The organism is Methylobacillus flagellatus KT, from assembly GCF_000013705.1.
Lineage (GTDB): Bacteria > Pseudomonadota > Gammaproteobacteria > Burkholderiales > Methylophilaceae > Methylobacillus > Methylobacillus flagellatus.
Genome location: NC_007947.1, coordinates 2,200,584 through 2,217,725 on the forward strand (window position 1 = coordinate 2,200,584; position 17,142 = coordinate 2,217,725).

The following is a 17,142-nucleotide window of genomic DNA, read 5'->3' on the forward strand; positions in this document are numbered from 1 at the left end:
CTGCAGCCCGGATGCATGGTGCAAATTTCGACATCAACCATGATGGAAGCCTTCCTCGCGGATCACTCGGGGCACATTATTGCGTGGGTCTATGGTCACAGGCTGGTAAACCACGCGTTGCCGCTCGGGGTCGTAGCGCATTTCCACATTCCCTATCATCGGAAAATCCTTGCGGAACGGGTGGCCGACAAAGCCATAGTCCGTCAACAATCGGCGCAGGTCTGGATGCCCCTCATACATGATGCCGAACAAATCGAAAGACTCTCGCTCGAACCAGTTGGCGACAGGCCAGATATCCACCACGGTAGGCAACACAGGAAAGTCGTCGTCCGGTGCGAACACGCGCAGGCGCAATCGCTGGTTCAAGCTGACAGAAAGAAAATGGTACACCGTGGCATACCGCAATCCTGACCACGAACCCTCGCCATAATCGGCATAATCGACACCGCACAGGTCGATCAGCTGTTCGAATTTCAGCAACTTATGGTCGCGCAACAGATTCGCCACTTCCAGCAGGCATGGCGCCTGGCACTCGATCGTCACCTCATTCCGGCACTCTTGAAGACGGGTAATGCTATTCCCAAAAACATCCTGCAAGTGCTGCTTCAATTGTTCCAAACGCGTCATCGTCTCGGCTCTCAACGGGCTATCGTGTTGGTACGCTTAATCTTGTTCTGTAATTGGATGATGCCGTAAAGCAAGGCTTCGGCAGTTGGCGGGCAGCCCGGGACATACACATCCACCGGCACGATACGATCACATCCGCGGACAACCGCATAAGAATAATGGTAATAGCCGCCGCCATTTGCACACGACCCCATGGAGATGACCCAGCGCGGCTCAGCCATCTGGTCATACACCTTGCGCAAGGCTGGTGCCATCTTATTGACCAAAGTGCCTGCCACGATCATGACGTCGGACTGACGGGGGCTGGGACGGAACACGATACCGAAGCGATCCAGGTCATACCTCGCAGCGCCGGCATGCATCATCTCCACGGCGCAACAAGCCAACCCGAATGTCATGGGCCACAAAGAGCCAGTGCGCGTGTAATTGATCACCGTATCCAACGTGGTGGTCACGAAGCCTTTTTCGAGCACCCCTTCAATACTCATGCAACATTCCCTTTCATTCCCATTCCAGCGCCCCCTTCATCCACTCATAGACGAAGCCCACAACCAGAATCCCAAGAAACACCATCATCGCCAAAAATCCGAACAGGCCAATTTCCTGTAATACAACTGCCCACGGGAAGAGAAACGCGATTTCAAGATCGAACAGAATGAACAGGATGGCAACCAAGTAATAACGCACGTCGAACTTCATGCGTGCATCTTCGAATGCCTCGAAGCCGCACTCGTAAGGAGAGTTCTTCTCTGCATCAGGCCGATTGGGAGAAACCAGCTTGCCAAGCACAATAGGGGCGACGCCGACAACAAGACCTACAATAATGAACAGCAATATCGGAAAGTAATTCTCCAGCACGTTCACACCCCATCCAAATCAGTCTTGAGAAAATCAAGCTTGCTTCGCCTGATAGCGGTCGCGGCGCCATCCATCACACCCGCACTTGTTAATGAATTGTAACATACAAATTACAACTGAACAGCCCAGAATACCAATACAGAGGCGGATCTCAGCATTAACAATTGTTTTATATGGAACTACAATTAAAATAACCTTATTTGGTAAAGGTTAAAATGAAAATCAATTAACTTTTTGTTACAAAAATAACCTTACAAGATACAGGTTATACCGACAAAAACCCCTTTAGTTCACTAAATCTCAAATTCGCCCAGTAATACGGAATTCAGAATTGCGCTACGACAGCCCATGCACGAATGCCCAGCAAGGAGGGTCTCCCTGCCCGATCGATCCGCCATGACAGTCACAAACCTCTCATCGCAACGAGAAGACTGGGAAGAACTGAATGTACAGAAGCGCGCCTGAGAGGGGATAACGAAAAAACAGGCCCTGAAAGGCCTGTGTTAGTTTGGAAGATTCAATGCGTGTCAACGCATTGATGAACAGGATATTGCCACATTGTTTCAATTAAATGAAACACGGACTAGTCCTATAGGTGCAAGCAGACAAAACGAAAATCTCCGGTTACGCAGTACGGAACCATCCATGCCCTCAAATGGAGCCAAGGGAGGTTCCACAACGCCTTTAAACCGCTAACACCCTGACAGGGCACAAGCGCAAGGCTCCACGACACTCAGCAACCCACCTCTGTCACCTACTGCGGTCATCGCCTACGGCATTAGATACAGTCTAGCTACCCATTTAAGCCACATCATCATATTGACACATAAACTCAACCGGGCAGCTATAGCTCCGCTTGGTGGTTTCTAAACTTTTCTGCGTCTTCCGCTCACCCAACACAAGGCTGCCACCCCTACCAGCATTGCACTGTATATTGATGGCTCGGGAACCGGTACCAATGCAACAGTACCATCCCAAACCACCGGAATATTTGCACTGGGACCAATCCACTGACTGGCGCCTGGTCGAGGATAGTCCAACACATACTCGCCTGTAGAAATAATGGCTCCAGGTGGTAAATTAACACCCCCGTGCGCACCATCCAAACCTGCTAGAGAAATATTCTGAACATTGATGTGCACACCATCACCAATCAAAATACTTTTGCCTATTAATGAAAGACTCAACACCTGAACATCTAGATGATCAAGCGACAGGCTGCCTCCAGCTTCAATGGAAATCGAAAAGTCGGAATAGATGCCACCACCACTCAGAGATAAATCCCCTCCGCATAGGAGCGCCTCCCCTGACGAAGTGAACTCCCCAGAGCAAATGATCTCTTGAATGTTGAATCCAGGACTGGCTTGTGATGCCAACGGAAAGGCAAGGCCAAGTACCAATAGCCGTTTGCGCATGATGGGCTTTCAGGATGACAAAACCTATCCATCATAGGCAAACCTTATGACAAGACTATAGAGGTGCCATAGGCCTAAGAGACTACCTACCCAGCACCCCTTCGACTTCCTAGGAGCGTCGCTCATGCGCTGACCTACTTTCCTCCCATCTCCCTGGCTTCAATACTGAAGCAATGCCAGCACGCAGACAGCTGCAGAAAGTGCAGCAGCATTGCCGAGAACAGCGATTGTCTATCCAGGCGAATGCACATCATAGGCGTGTCATGTCGCGACTGACCCATATCGTACCAACTATCCATGCCGTAAATAAGGGATTGAATTCTAAGCAGCAAAACACGAGTCGGTAGGCCTAGAGTTGATACTTTTCAATCGATATGCGCTGAGGCGCCTACGGTCGAAAAACATAAAAACCCGCCAAACTCTAGGTTACATGCGGGTTTTGATATGGTTTGATACAACTTGATATTATTTTTTGGTGCCGACGGTGAGACTCGAACTCACACGGCTTTCGCCACTACCCCCTCAAGATAGCGTGTCTACCAATTCCACCACGACGGCAATGGGCCAAGACCCTAAAACTTAATTACTGAGGTACATCCTTTGCCGATGTAGGCTCGGCCGGCTTAGGTACATCAGAAGCGGGAGCGGATTTTACCACAGACTTCTGCACTACGCTGCCTTGCTCAGAACGATGACTAGCCAGGTACGCGAGACTCATGCTGGTCACGAAGAAGATCGCGACACAGATGGCAGTGGCACGACTCATGAAGTTGGATGAGCCGCTGACACCAAACAGGCTACCGGAAGCGCCGCTACCAAAAGCAGCGCCCATATCAGCGCCCTTGCCATGCTGCAGCAATACCAAGGCAACTACGCCTAGCGCTGCGATTACATGAATGACAGTTACGATTGTTTCCATTTTCTCTTTTAAATCCCCTGCCCAGCTGTAACGTCAGCAAGCAGCGCGGCAAATTCTTTCAAAATCATCAGCATCCAAGGAACACCTGCCGATCAATCCGCCGTCTATATCCGGCATAGACAGCAATTGTGCCGCATTTCTCGGGTTTACGCTACCCCCGTAGATGATTCTTACGCTTTCGGCCGCCCCCGGATGCATGGCGGCGATACGCTCGCGTATGAAAGAATGCGCAGCACGTGCCTGTTCCGGCGTGGCTGTCCTGTTGGTGCCGATCGCCCATACAGGCTCATAGGCAATGACTGCCTGGTCGAGTAAAGCGCCCCCCGAGACAGAAAGTACCGCATCCAGCTGATTGGCAATTGCGTACTCCATCACCCCTGACTCGCGCTCCTGCAGGGTTTCCCCGACGCAGAAGATGGGTGTGATGCCGTAATGCTTGGCGATCGCGAACTTCTCGGCAATATTGGCATTGCTTTCACAATAGGCATCGCTGCGTTCCGAGTGCCCAACAATGACATAGCTGGCACCGAACTCCTTGAGCATGGCGGCGCTGACTTCGCCGGTATAAGCGCCATTTTCATGCTTGGCCACATTCTGCGCGCCCCAGGCGATATTGGTACCGCTGAGTATTTTCTGGGCCTGGAACAGGTAGGGATAAGGGACGCATACAGCGATATCCACATGCTCAACATCCTGCAAGCCACGCACAAGCGCTTCCAGCAACCGCTTGTTCTGAGCAAGGTTGCCATTCATTTTCCAGTTGCCGACAACCAGCTTGCGACGCATAAATAAACCCGAAAAGCTTTTATTGAAATGATGGTTGATATTACAGTGCGGCTGTCAGGCCGGTCAACGCAAGCAATTCGCCTAGACCGCGTCCTGCCAATGGTGTAAGCATAGCTGTACGGACTGTGTACCGCGAAACTCATTCACTTGCATTTGGTACACCGCATGCACGCGCTCAGGCAGGAACTGCTCCTGCCTGAAAAAGATAGCATCGAACACTTGGCCAGCCCTTTCCAGGCTCAGCTTGAGGTGCCGCTCTCCCACGACGCGCTGGTTGACAACGCGAAATTCGTCCAAGAACAACGGCGGCGGAAATCCTTGCCCCCATACCTGGCGCTCCAGTGCATTCGCCATGTCCAGCCCGGCATCCTCTAAGGACAATGAGCCGTCGACCTCGATCACGGCCTCGAGCTGCTGCTGGGTCAATAGACCCGAGACCACCTGTTCGAATGCCGCATCGAACCGCGGAAAATCCTGTTCGCGTATGCTCAAGCCCGCGGCCATGGCATGTCCGCCAAACTTCAGCAGCAATCCCGGTTCGCGCTTGGAAAGCAGGTCGAGCGCATCACGCAGGTGCAGACCGGCAATCGAGCGACCGGAGCCTTTGATGATGCCGTCGCCAGCAGACGCGAATGCAATCACGGGGCGATGAAAACGCTCCTTGATGCGGGAGGCCAGAATGCCGATCACGCCCTGGTGCCAGCCATCACGGAACAGGCTCAGGCTGTAGCGCCCGGCAGCATCGATCTCGTCCAGCACCGCCAGGGCGTCATCCTGCATATCGGCCTCGATATTGCGCCGCTCCTGGTTAAGCGCATGCAGGTGCTGCGCCATCTGCCTGGCCGATGCCATATCCGGCGCCAGCAGACAGGCAATCCCCAGCGTCATGTCATCCAACCGCCCTGCCGCGTTCAGACGCGGGCCAATACTGAAGCCCAGATCCTGCGGGCTGGCCTTGGCATGGTCGCGCCCCGCCACCTCGAACAAGGCCAGCACCCCGGGGCTGCATTTGCCTGCACGGATACGGCGCAGGCCCTGCTCGACCAGGATGCGGTTGTTGTCATCTAGCCTCACCAGGTCAGCCACCGTTCCCAGTGCCACCAAGTCCAGCAGTTCAGTCAGGTTGGGTTCGGAGCCAGCAGCGAACGCCCCCCGTCGGCGCAGCTCAGCGCGCAATGCGAGCAGTACATAGAATATGACGCCGACACCAGCCAAGTGCTTACTTGGAAAGTCGCATCCATGTTGATTCGGGTTGACGATGCACGCCGCCCGGGGAGTCTCGGCTCCAGGCAGGTGATGATCAGTCACCAACACCGGAATACCCAGTGCCTGTGCAGCATTCACTCCGTCTGTACTGGCGATGCCGTTATCCACGGTCAGGATCAGGTCGGGCTGATAGCCGACGGCCAATGCCACGATTTCCGGTGTCAACCCGTAACCGTATTCAAAGCGGTTGGGCACAAGAAAATCCACGACAGCGCCCATGCTGAGCAATCCCTTGACAGCTACTGCCGTCGCAGTCGCGCCGTCAGCATCATAATCTCCGACCACAATGATGCGCTTGCCTGCTGCAATCGCATCTGCCAGCAGGATGGCCATCTCGGCATTACCAGTCAGCCTTTCCGGGGGAATCAGGCGAGATAGGCTTGCCTCCATCTGGCCGATATTGCGTATTCCTCGCGCAGCAAGCAGGCGCGCCATAGTGGGGCGGACACCTGCGTCGACCAATGCCTGACAGGCCTCCTGGTCGATATTTCGTTGTACGATCTGTACCATCTAAAAATATGTTTCCAATGCGATTGGCTTGCGCCAGAACTTAAAAACATCGGCAGGCCTGAGCTGCACGTGCAGCATGCGATGAGACCAGGGAAAATACAGGTCAACCTCTCGCACCCGCCGCGCTTTCAATGCCTGCCACAATAATTCGCACCATTCATTGCCCAAACCCACATAGGGCGACTGCAGCACGGCATGTGGAGGTCCCTCTTGCATAACTGTGCGCAATGTTGCAACAGCAGCATGTGAGACGCCAGCCAGCTGGGCCATGCCCTTGAGCGTAGCGTTTTCACCATATACCTTGCACGCAGCTGTCTCGCTCGGACTGGGCAATATGCCTCCCCCATGCAACCAGACACTGTTCACTGCCAGCTCGCCACGCGCCTCCCTGGCTTGGTTGACCTCATGATCAAACAGCAGCATTTGCATTTCATTGAGCAGTTGCCGCCAGTGCTGGGCATCCTCTCCTTGCGGCAACCAGGATGCGACATCGTGTCCGGCCACTGTCTCGACCGCTGTCGTCGACAGCGCCGGCACCGAGGAAAGCCTCAGGTGCCAGTGTCCTTGGGCCCCCGGCAGAAACTCAAGCCCGGCCCCGGCAAAATGCCGGTTCAGGCTGATCCGCAATGCCTCGCTTTCCTGGAGGTGCAACGCCAGAGGAGCTGGCCGGGCGAGGACAAAGGAGTCACGCTGCAATGAGAAATGCACTGGACTGGCCAGCATCCAATATGCCCCATCCACAGGCACTCTCTCTCCTAGCCGCGCCAATACTGCCAAAGGCCAATCCTGCTGTTTTTTGATGCCGAATTGTTGGCAAAGATAGGCTTCGCAGCTGGTATTCAACCATTGCACCCGGCCTCGGGCAAACATCCGCAGCATCCCTTTGTCGGCTGCCATGGCATCCATATATTCAGGGAGATCAGAAAGAAAGATTTGCAATTTCACACAGATGTCACTTTGTCATGAAGCAGGTTGAGCGCTAAGATAGAAGACCACGCTTCTGCTTAGCAACAAGGTTATGGATATCATTTTATGGCGTCATGCCGAAGCCGAGGAAGGTTCTCCCGATCTTGCACGCCAGCTTACCCCCAAAGGGGAGCAACAAGCGGCAAGAATGGCTGCATGGCTGAAGCAACACATGCCTGCCAACATGCGTATTCTTGTCAGCCCGGCCAAGCGCACGCAACAAACGGCACTCGCCCTCGGGATGGAGTTTACCACTTTGGATGAACTTGCCCCGGGTGCTTCGCCGCAGGTGCTGCTGGATGCAGCTGGCTGGCCATTGGGAAAAGACAATGTGCTCATCGTGGGCCACCAGCCGACACTGGGCATGGCTGCAGCCTACGCCATGACCAGGCGCACGCAATATTGGAGCGTCAAGAAAGGCGCTGTCTGGTGGATTACCCACCGCCGCCGCGGCGAGGAAGAGCAAACCGTGTTGCGCGCCATGCTGACGCCAGAGCTGGTTTGATGGGCATGCGATCCGTCGACATTTCCCAGCACTTGCGGGAGGGCGTATGAGCACCGTTCTGATTGCAAACCCCAAAGGGGGAAGTGGCAAGACGACGCTGGCCACCAATCTGGCAGGTTATTTTGCCAGCAGAGGGCGACATGTCACGCTTTCGGACATGGACCGGCAACGCTCCGCACTGCAGTGGCTGGAACGCCGGCCATACAAACTGCCGCTGATCCACGGTCAGGATGGTCGCCATAGCTACACCAACAGCCTCAGTGCCGACTGGACCATTGTCGACTCTCCCGCCGGGTTGCGCGGCGATAAGCTGAAGCAAGCCGTCAAGGATGCAGATCTCATCCTGGTGCCTATGCAGCCGTCCGCGTTCGATATGGGAGCGACACGAGATTTTCTCCAGACGCTCCAAGAAGAGAAATCTGTGCGCAAAGGTCAAACGTTTGTCGCCATGGTCGGCATGCGTGTGGATAATCGCACCCGTGCTGCCTTGGCATTGCAGGAGTTCCTTGCACAATCCGGCTTTCCCTGCGTGGGCAACCTGCGCAGCGCTCAGGTATATGCCCTTGCGGCGGAGCAAGGCGCCAGCCTGTTCGACATCCGCCCATCCCAGGTCAGCCGCGACCTGCAGCAATGGGCCCCGCTGCTGCACTGGCTGGTCAATGCCAGCAAGCAAAAATAATTATCAGGAGGGAACATGCCCAACGAGATCGAGCTTAAGCTGCGTATTGCCAAGGAAGACATTCCACATCTACGCCGTCATGCCGCTGTCCGCAAACATGTCACGGGGAAGGCAGTTACACGCCGGCTGGTGAGTACCTACTATGACACACCAGACCTGCAGCTGCTCGACCAACACGTGAGTCTGCGGGTAAGACGCATGTCCGGAAGCTGGTTTCAAGCAGTCAAGGCAGCCGGGCACTCCCTGGCAGGATTGCACCAGCGCCTGGAGTGGGAAGACATTATTTCCAAAGGCGAACCTGATTACACCAAGATCACGGACCCTAGTCTTACCCCCATTTTCGACAACCCAGCGCTCTGGCAGGCATTGCTTCCCATTTTCACGACCGATATGCAGCGCACCGAATGGCAACTGGACTATCAAGGCAGCCACATCGAGCTATCCCTGGATGACGGCCTGTTGATCGCAGGCGAGCACAGCCAACCTATGATCGAGATTGAGCTTGAACTGAAAGGAGGAAAAGTCGAGCACCTGTTTGCGCTCGCGCTGGATATGCAATCCGATATCGCACTCACCATCGAAAATGTCAGCAAGGCACAGCGCGGCTATGCCTATTACCGTGACTTCCCGCAAAAACCATCCGGAGCCAAGCCTGCCGGCTTGATGCCTGGCGATGAACCTGGCGAAGCATTCGAGAAGGCAGGCTGGGAGTGCCTGCGCCAGTTGCAGAGCAATCTGTCGATCGCAATGCAGGGCGACGACCCCGAAGGGGTGCACCAGATGCGTGTGGCGCTGCGCCGCCTGAAAGTGGCATTGAGCGCTTTTGGCTGTCATGACGACATGCTCAGCGATGAAATCGACTGGATCAATGACTTGCTTTCCAGGGCACGTGACCTTGATGTGTTGCTGTACGACACCCTTCCAGGCCTACGGCTCACCACTGATGAGCTGAGACAGGCCCAGGCGCCGATCGCGCGTGCGCAAAAACGGGCATACAGCCTACTGCGCAATGGGCTGAAACAGCCGCGCTATCAACGTCTGCTGCTTATGCTGGGCCACCTGTTCGCCACTCCCCAGCCAACCAAGCACACCACCATCACCGAGATCGCAACGCCCCACTTGCGCCGGACACACAAGAAACTACTCAAGCAAGGCAGGCACCTGGGAAAATTGTCTGTGGAGAAAAAGCACAAATTGCGGAGATTGGCACGCCGCCTGCGCTATTCAGTCGAATTGTTCAGCTCGATTTACCCCGGCAAGAAACCTGAAAAACGCACAGCAAAGCTGCTGGATGCGTTGAAACACATCCAAAGCAATCTTGGCACACTCAATGACATCGCCGTCACCAGCCAGACCCTGGACAACATGAGCAAGCGCAACCCTGGGCTGCAGCCGGCGCGCCTTGCCTGGCAGGCTATCGCGCGAGAACGTGAAAAACGCCACATTGACAGCCTGCCATCACTATGGAAAACAGTGCGGCAAGCCCCGGTGGCTTGGTAAGCGTGCCATCTCAGGCAAAATCCACTACACTCGCCTCATTCTTTTAACCCCACACATGCAGGGATCACAATGAATCTGGAAAAAGTCATTTTCGGTTTCTTCATCGTACTTGCGATGACCCTTAACTTCGGCTTCTTTATCGGCGGTAGTGGTAACCCCATCGAGCATCATATCTACGAGTTATATACTGCCATCGTAGTCAACCTAATCGCCACGGTGCTCAAGTTCGGCGATCGCTCGCAAATTGGCGCCATTCATTTATCTACCAGCCTGGTGGCTGATCTGCAGCTGATTGCGGCAGCCATTGTATGGGTCGTCGCCAGTGCCGAGGAGTCCGGCACGGCTGCACGTGTCGTCTCGCTCAGCGGCGGCGCCCTACTCGCCAACATCACTTCGGTCATCCTACTGCTGGCGGAAACGATTACGCTGCGCCGGTAGATCCTGAGCGGAACCGCTTGTGAACAATATTTTCTTCTTGATCCTGCGGCGCATGCGCGCGCCGCTGATCACCGTGATCGTCAGCTATACCATTGCGATTGTCGGGCTAACATTGATGCCCGGCGTCGACGATCACGGCGATCCCTGGCACATGAGCCTGTTCGAGGCATTTTATGTCATCAGCTACACGGCTACCACGATCGGCTTCGGCGAGGTTCCCTACCCTTACAGCGATGCACAGCGGCTATGGATGACCTTCTCCATTTATTTCACTGTCATCCCCTGGTTTTATGCCATAGGTAAGATCATTTCACTATTCCAGGACCCGGCACTCAAGCAAGCACTCACTACCAACAGCTTCGCCCGTGCCGTGGATCATCTGCACGAGCCATTCTTCATTGTCTCTGGCTATGGCGAAACCGGCAGCCTGCTGGTGAAAGCGCTGGACCACAAGGGCATACGCGTCGTGGTCACCGAAGTGGACCAGGACCGCGTCAACGACCTGGAGCTGGAGGACTACCAATTCGACATTCCGGTGCTGTGTGCCGATGCCAAGATGCCCGACACTTTGCTAAGGGCAGGGGTGCGCCACCCCATGTGCCAAGGAATCGCCGCCCTCACGGACAACGACCATGTCAATCTGGCCATTGCTGTCGCAGCAAAGCTACTCAACCCTGACCTCATGGTGCTCGCACGGGCGGAAGATGATGAGGTGGCAGCCAATATGGCGTCGTTCGGCACCGACCACATCCTCAACCCTTACACCTTGTTTGGCGACCAACTGGGCATGGAAGTCCACGCCATCGGGACTTATCTCCTGCACAAGTGGCTGACAGGCGTCCCAGGAGACACCTTGACGTTGCCCAAGGTGCCGCCTATCGGCAAATGGATTATTTGTGGCTATGGCCGGTTCGGCAAGGCGGTCGTGGAAAGTCTGGAGCGCGAGCAAATCACGACCGTCGTCATCGAGGCAGAACCCGAGCTGACGCAGTGTGACAACTGCATCGTGGGCAACGGGACGGAGGCCTCCATCCTGAAGGAAGCAGGGATAGAGGATGCAGTCGGCATTATCGCTGGTACCAACAATGACATCAACAACCTGTCCATCGTGATGACGGCACAGAAAATGAACCCCAACCTGTTCGTCGTCGTACGCAAAAATCGCCGCTTCAACGAACCCTTGTTCGAACATTTCAACGCCGATATCTCAATGGACCCTAGCGATATCATTGCCCACGAATGCCTGGCGCGCATGATCACCCCGATGATGACGCACTTCCTGCAATTGGTGCGCACACAGGACAACAGCTGGGCCAATCAGCTGATCAGCCGCCTGGTGGGCGTGGTGGGTGAAAACGTACCGGAAGCTTGGGGCGTGACAGTGGATGCTGAGCATAGCCCGGCCGTCGCCAACCTGATTGCATGGGGCTTGCCAGTGACGCTGGATGCATTGACGCGCGACCCTGGCAACCGCATGCAGAAGCTGGACTTGGTCCCACTCATGCTGGTGCGCAGCGGTAAATACACTTTACTGCCAGAGCTTACTGAGCAGCTGCATGTAGGTGACCGCTTGCTATTCTGTGGCAGTGCCATGGCCAAGAGCGTACAGCCCATTACCCTGAGCAACCATAAAACGTTGACTTGGATTATCAATGGTCGAGAAATTGCCGACGGCTGGCTCTGGCGCTGGGCGACGCGCAAGCTGACCCGCTTGCGAAAGCTGCGTAAGCAAACACAGCAACAATGAAAGTGTGACTCGATCCTAGCTCGCTTCCCTTGCGCGGGCCCCAGCGCGGTTCCTGTCGATATGTTAGTCAGTCCATAGACGACACCACATGCCGTCGCAACGCCTTGCGCTCGGCGTGATGGCGCTTGCCTTCCAGCCGGCGCAGCTTCGAGCCCTTGGTCGGCTTGGTGGCGATGCGCGCCGCAGGTATCCTCGCCACGCTATTGACCAGCTCATGCAGCCTGGCTAGGGCATCCGCCCGATTCAACTCCTGGCTGCGGTGAAGCTGGGCCTTGATGATGATCACGCCGTCCTTGGTGATCCGGTGGTCACGCAGGCGTAGCAGGCGGGCCTTGATCACTTCGGGCAAGGAAGAGGCCTTTACGTCATAGCGCAGGTGAATGGCGCTCGACACCTTGTTCACATTCTGGCCGCCCGCCCCCTGGGCACGCACAGCGGTCAGGGTGATTTCATCCGGCGCTGGATACAGTTCTGGCAGATTCATCGTCTGAAGTGACCTCTATCGTTCAAATGCCTGTCGCACCAGCTGCAAGCCGAGGCTGACGCCGAAGCCGTTCACATCGCTGCCCACGGCGCCGAGCCCACCTTTGCGGCGATAGGAAGACAAATCCACATGCACCCAGGGAACGCCATGCTCAATGAACCTGGCCAGGAAGCGCGCAGCCAGCACATGATCGGCCTCCCCCTCCAGCGTACATTGCTTGATGTCGGCGATACTGCTTTCCAGCTCCTCCTCGTAATCCTCATCGAACGGCAGCCTGCACACGCGCTCGCCAACCGCATGTCCGGCCTGGACTGCCTTGTCCAGCCAAGTATTGTCGTTGCCGATCACGCCGCTATAACGGTCTCCCAACGCCACCTGCATACTGCCAGTCAATGTCGCGAAGTCGATCATGAAGTCCGGCTTGACGCGCGAAGCCAGCGTCAGGGTGTCGGCCAGCACCATACGCCCCTCCGCATCGGTATGAACGATTTCTATGGTCGTACCGTTGAGGGCAGTTACCACCTCACTCTGCTTGTAGGCGCGCGGCCCGATATGGTTCTGCGCCAGTGCCAGCCAGCAGTCGATTCTGACCGGCAGCTGGGCTTCAGTTACGGCAAGCAGGATCCCCAATGCCACGGCTGAGCCGTTCATGTCCTCATGCATGCCGTGCATGTATTTGGCCGGCTTGAGGTTATGCCCGCCGGTGTCGAAGCATATGCCCTTGCCGACCACCGCCACATGCTGGCGTGCATCTTTGGGCTGGTAAGACAAATGCACGATCGCGGCATCCTCCTCAGACGAGCCTTGAGCCACCGCGACAAAGGATCCCGCCCCGATTTTGCGCAGTTTTTTGAGGTCGTACTCATCGCGTCTCCAGCCATATTGCCCGGCCAGCTCCTTGATCTTTTCCCGGTATGCGGCCGGAGTCAGCTCATTCGGCGGCGTCAAGGTCAGGCTCCTGGCCAACGCACTGCCAGCCACCAGCGCACGGGTTTCGGCATAATCGTCAGCCTGCTTCCATCCGTGAATCACGATCTGCTTGAGCGGGTATGCCTTATGCCTGGATTTACGCACAGGCAGCTCCACCGCATTCACACTCACCACATAGAATGCCTCATTTGCAGCCCGCGCCCGCGATGCCTCTTCGCCAAAGACCGCAATGGTGACCGACTGCGGCTGGTCATCCAACAAAGCCGAGACAGCCTTGCGCAGCAAGGTATGGCGCTGGAAGGTATTCTGCTTATCGTCCAATACCACCCAGCTGGCGATGCCGCCGCTCGGCAGCGTAGCCGATACATGGCTTTTCGCCAGGTCAGTATATTTGCTTCGAGCCCGTCGCAGTCTGGCCTCCAGCAAGGAAGCGAACGGCAGAGAGGCTGGCCTACGTTTTGGCAGAACGAACAGTATATGGCTTGCCGCTGCCAGTGATTTTTCATCCGCCGGATCGTGGATCTGCTTGAGTTGCAATGTCATCAAGTTTTCTCTTGTTTTTAGCAGGTTAGGACTGGGCTTTCATGCGCTGGAGCAAGCGACAAAACTTGACCTAAACAGTCAAAAAAGCCAATATAGCGTCTTCACAACGGCCTCAAGCTATCACAAATATATTTAACGCTTGATGCTGCATCAGGCTGATTATACCCAAGCGTATCTTAAAAGTTTCCCGGAGAACCTTACATGGCATTGACCCCCGACATCGACCCTCAAGAGACCCAGGAATGGCTTGACGCCATCTCATCGGTACTTGAGAACGAGGGAACCGAGCGCGCGCATTTCCTGCTGGAAACGCTGATCGACAAAGCCCGCCGCTCAGGCGCATATTTACCGTATAACGCAACTACTGCATACGTAAACACTATTCCGGTCCATCTGCAGGCGAAACATCCCGGCGATGCTGCCATGGAACGCAGGATTCGCGCGCTGATTCGCTGGAACGCCATCATGACAGTATTGCGCGCCAATGAGAAATCCCCTGGCGTAGGAGGCCACATTGCCAGCTTCCAGTCTGCCGCCACCTTATATGACACTGGTTTCAATCACTTTTTCCGCGCCGCCAACGAGCGTTTCGGCGGCGACCTGATTTACTTTCAGGGCCACTCCTCTCCCGGTGTGTATGCGCGCGCCTTTCTCGAAGGCCGCATCACGGAAGAGCAGCTGTCCAACTTCCGCATGGAGTCAAATGGCAACGGCCTGTCGTCATATCCACACCCCTGGCTGATGCCTGATTTCTGGCAATTCCCGACCGTTTCTATGGGCCTGGGCCCGATTGCCGGGATATATCAGGCCCGTTTTCTCAAGTACCTGCACAACCGCGGCATTGCCGATACGGCTGACCGCAAGGTATGGGTGTTCTGTGGCGACGGTGAGATGGACGAACCTGAATCCATGGGGGCAATATCACTCGCCGCCCGTGAGAAGCTCGATAACCTGATTTTCGTCATCAACTGTAACTTGCAGCGCCTGGACGGCCCAGTACGGGGCAATGGCAAGGTCATCCAAGAGTTCGAGGCAGCCTTCCGTGGGTCCGGATGGAACGTGATCAAGGTATTGTGGGGCTCCTACTGGGATCCATTGCTCGCAATGGACAAGGACGGCCTGCTCAAGAAACGCATGGAAGAATGCGTGGATGGCGAATATCAGAACTTCAAGGCCAAGGGCGGCGCCTATACGCGCGAACACTTCTTCGGCAAATATCCCGAGCTGAAGGAAATGGTGGCTGCCATGTCCGACGAGGATATCTGGCGCCTCAATCGCGGCGGCCATGACCCGCACAAGGTCTATGCCGCCTATCATGCCGCAGTGAACCACAAGGGTCAGCCTACCGTCGTACTTGCCAAGACCGTCAAGGGCTATGGCATGGGTGACGAGGGCGAAGGACAGAACACCACTCACCAGCAGAAGAGCATGAGCATCGAAACACTGAAGAAATTCCGTGATCGTTTCGATCTCCCGCTGACGGATGAGCAAGTGGAAAACCTCTCATTCTACCGCCCTGCCGACGACAGTCCGGAAATGCAATACCTGCAGGCCCGTCGGGAAGCCATGGGGGGCTTTATTCCTGCACGCCGCCGCAAAGGCAATGAGCTGACCGTGCCCGCCTTGTCGGCCTTCGAGAACATGCTTGGCTCAACTGGCGAGCGAGAAATCTCCACGACCATGGCCTTCGTGCGCATCCTCTCCACACTGGTGCGCGACAAGCAGATTGGCAAGTATGTCGTCCCTATCGTTCCTGACGAGGCCCGTACCTTCGGCATGGAAGGCATGTTCCGCCAGCTTGGCATCTACTCCTCCGTCGGACAGCTCTACGAGCCGCAGGATGCCGACCAGGTGATGTTCTACAAGGAATCCAAGGACGGCCAGATACTGGAGGAAGGCATCAACGAAGCTGGTTCATTCTCCTCCTGGCTGGCTGCTGCGACATCATACAGCGTCAGCGGTGTGCAGATGATTCCGTTCTACATCTTCTACTCCATGTTCGGATTCCAGCGCATCGGCGACCTGGCCTGGGCGGCAGGCGACAGCCGTGCGCGCGGCTTCCTGCTCGGCGCCACAGCAGGGCGCACCACGCTGAACGGTGAAGGTCTGCAGCATGAGGATGGCCATAGTCACTTGTTGTCCGCCACCATCCCCAACTGCATCTCCTATGACCCGACGTTCGCCTACGAGCTTGCAGTCATCATCCAGGAAGGCCTGCGCCGCATGGTGCAGAATCAGGAGGATGTGTACTACTACATCACCCTGATGAACGAGAACTACACCCATCCAGCGCTACCGAAAGGTGCCGAGGAAGGCATCCTCAAGGGGATGTATCAGTTCAGTAAATCCAAATCTAAAGGTCCCAAGGTGCAATTACTCGGCAGCGGAGTCATCCTGCGCGAAGTCATTGCCGCAGCGGAGCTGCTGGAAAAGGACTGGGGCGTGTCTGCTGACATCTGGAGCGTCACCAGCTTTACCGAGCTGCGCCGGGAAGGCCTGGAAGTCGAGCGCTGGAATCTGCTCAACCCGGACAAGCCACAGAAGGAAAGCTATGTCACCAAGCTGCTGAAAAAGGCAGAAGGCCCAGTCATTGCTTCTACCGACTATATGAAGGCGTTTGCCGACCAAATCCGCAATTTCATTCCACAACGCTATATTGCGTTGGGCACTGATGGTTACGGCCGATCCGACTCGCGCGAAGCACTGCGCAGCTTCTTCGAAGTCGATCGCTACCATGTCGTGCTGGCCGCCCTGAAGGCGTTGGCAGATGAAGGAAAACTGCCCGCCACCAAGGCAGCGGAAGCAGTCAAGCAATACAAGCTAGACCCCAACAAGCCCAACCCGGCAACGGTGTAGGTCATGGTAACCAGGCTGCCAGGTGGCAGCCTGTTCGCAACGATCACACGCCCCGGCTTATCGCATGCGGGCGTTTTGCGTAAATGCATATCTTAAAAAAAGATACATTTTAA

General features: G+C 55.6%; 16 protein-coding genes and 1 tRNA gene. 6 read left to right on the forward strand and 11 right to left on the reverse strand.

Going from position 1 to position 17,142, the window contains the following annotated elements; translation table 11 throughout:
• Positions 1-33: 33 nt before the first annotated feature.
• The 9 genes from MFLA_RS10510 to MFLA_RS10550 form a co-directional block, all read right to left on the reverse strand.
• Positions 34-627, reverse strand: coding sequence for an NADH-quinone oxidoreductase subunit C (locus tag MFLA_RS10510; RefSeq protein WP_011480280.1), 594 nt, complete (start codon positions 625-627; stop codon positions 34-36).
• An 11-nt stretch (positions 628-638) separates the two neighbouring features.
• Positions 639-1,115, reverse strand: a complete 477-nt coding sequence (locus MFLA_RS10515) for a NuoB/complex I 20 kDa subunit family protein (RefSeq protein WP_011480281.1) — start codon at positions 1,113-1,115, stop codon at positions 639-641.
• Positions 1,116-1,128: 13 nt separating this feature from the next.
• A complete protein-coding gene (locus MFLA_RS10520) occupies positions 1,129-1,485 on the reverse strand; it encodes an NADH-quinone oxidoreductase subunit A (RefSeq protein ID WP_011480282.1) in 357 nt (118 codons plus the stop codon).
• Between the two features lie 866 nt (positions 1,486-2,351).
• Positions 2,352-2,900 (reverse strand): PEP-CTERM sorting domain-containing protein, encoded by a 549-nt coding sequence (locus MFLA_RS14660; RefSeq protein WP_011480283.1) that lies wholly within the window; start codon positions 2,898-2,900, stop codon positions 2,352-2,354.
• 473 nt (positions 2,901-3,373) lie between these two features.
• A tRNA-Leu gene (locus MFLA_RS10530) sits at positions 3,374-3,458 on the reverse strand.
• Between the two features lie 25 nt (positions 3,459-3,483).
• Positions 3,484-3,819 (reverse strand): preprotein translocase subunit SecG, encoded by a 336-nt coding sequence (secG, locus tag MFLA_RS10535; RefSeq protein ID WP_011480284.1) that lies wholly within the window; start codon positions 3,817-3,819, stop codon positions 3,484-3,486.
• A gap of 33 nt (positions 3,820-3,852) precedes the next feature.
• Complete coding sequence (gene tpiA, locus MFLA_RS10540; RefSeq protein ID WP_011480285.1) at positions 3,853-4,605, reverse strand: triose-phosphate isomerase; 753 nt, start codon at positions 4,603-4,605, stop codon at positions 3,853-3,855.
• A gap of 81 nt (positions 4,606-4,686) precedes the next feature.
• Complete coding sequence (gene recJ, locus MFLA_RS10545) at positions 4,687-6,381, reverse strand: single-stranded-DNA-specific exonuclease RecJ (protein WP_011480286.1); 1,695 nt, start codon at positions 6,379-6,381, stop codon at positions 4,687-4,689.
• Positions 6,382-7,326, reverse strand: a complete 945-nt coding sequence (locus MFLA_RS10550; RefSeq protein WP_229407053.1) for a hypothetical protein — start codon at positions 7,324-7,326, stop codon at positions 6,382-6,384.
• Positions 7,327-7,399: 73 nt separating this feature from the next.
• Here MFLA_RS10550 and MFLA_RS10555 point away from each other — a divergent pair, with 73 nt between their 5' ends.
• The 5 genes from MFLA_RS10555 (at position 7,400) to MFLA_RS10575 (ending at position 12,216) form a co-directional block, all read left to right on the forward strand.
• The gene (locus MFLA_RS10555; protein ID WP_011480288.1) at positions 7,400-7,852 is read left to right on the forward strand and encodes a SixA phosphatase family protein; all 453 of its coding nucleotides are present in this window, start codon (positions 7,400-7,402) and stop codon (positions 7,850-7,852) included.
• A 46-nt stretch (positions 7,853-7,898) separates the two neighbouring features.
• Positions 7,899-8,531: a ParA family protein gene (locus MFLA_RS10560; protein WP_011480289.1), complete on the forward strand. Its 633-nt coding sequence runs from the start codon at positions 7,899-7,901 to the stop codon at positions 8,529-8,531.
• Between the two features lie 15 nt (positions 8,532-8,546).
• Positions 8,547-10,031, forward strand: a complete 1,485-nt coding sequence (locus MFLA_RS14160) for a CYTH and CHAD domain-containing protein (RefSeq protein WP_011480290.1) — start codon at positions 8,547-8,549, stop codon at positions 10,029-10,031.
• Between the two features lie 69 nt (positions 10,032-10,100).
• A complete protein-coding gene (locus MFLA_RS10570) occupies positions 10,101-10,469 on the forward strand; it encodes a DUF6394 family protein (RefSeq protein ID WP_011480291.1) in 369 nt (122 codons plus the stop codon).
• A gap of 52 nt (positions 10,470-10,521) precedes the next feature.
• Positions 10,522-12,216 carry a potassium channel family protein gene (locus MFLA_RS10575; RefSeq protein WP_011480292.1) on the forward strand — a complete coding sequence of 565 codons (1,695 nt, stop codon included), beginning with the start codon at positions 10,522-10,524 and terminating at the stop codon, positions 12,214-12,216.
• A gap of 67 nt (positions 12,217-12,283) precedes the next feature.
• Here the strand turns inward: MFLA_RS10575 and arfB are convergent, their stop codons facing one another.
• Both arfB and MFLA_RS10585 read right to left on the reverse strand, forming a co-directional pair.
• Positions 12,284-12,700 (reverse strand): alternative ribosome rescue aminoacyl-tRNA hydrolase ArfB, encoded by a 417-nt coding sequence (gene arfB / locus MFLA_RS10580; protein WP_011480293.1) that lies wholly within the window; start codon positions 12,698-12,700, stop codon positions 12,284-12,286.
• Positions 12,701-12,715: 15 nt separating this feature from the next.
• Positions 12,716-14,173 carry a M17 family metallopeptidase gene (locus MFLA_RS10585; protein ID WP_011480294.1) on the reverse strand — a complete coding sequence of 486 codons (1,458 nt, stop codon included), beginning with the start codon at positions 14,171-14,173 and terminating at the stop codon, positions 12,716-12,718.
• 201 nt (positions 14,174-14,374) lie between these two features.
• Between MFLA_RS10585 and aceE the strand changes: the two genes are divergently transcribed.
• Positions 14,375-17,029: a pyruvate dehydrogenase (acetyl-transferring), homodimeric type gene (gene aceE / locus MFLA_RS10590; protein WP_011480295.1), complete on the forward strand. Its 2,655-nt coding sequence runs from the start codon at positions 14,375-14,377 to the stop codon at positions 17,027-17,029.
• The last annotated feature ends 113 nt before the right edge of the window (positions 17,030-17,142 follow it).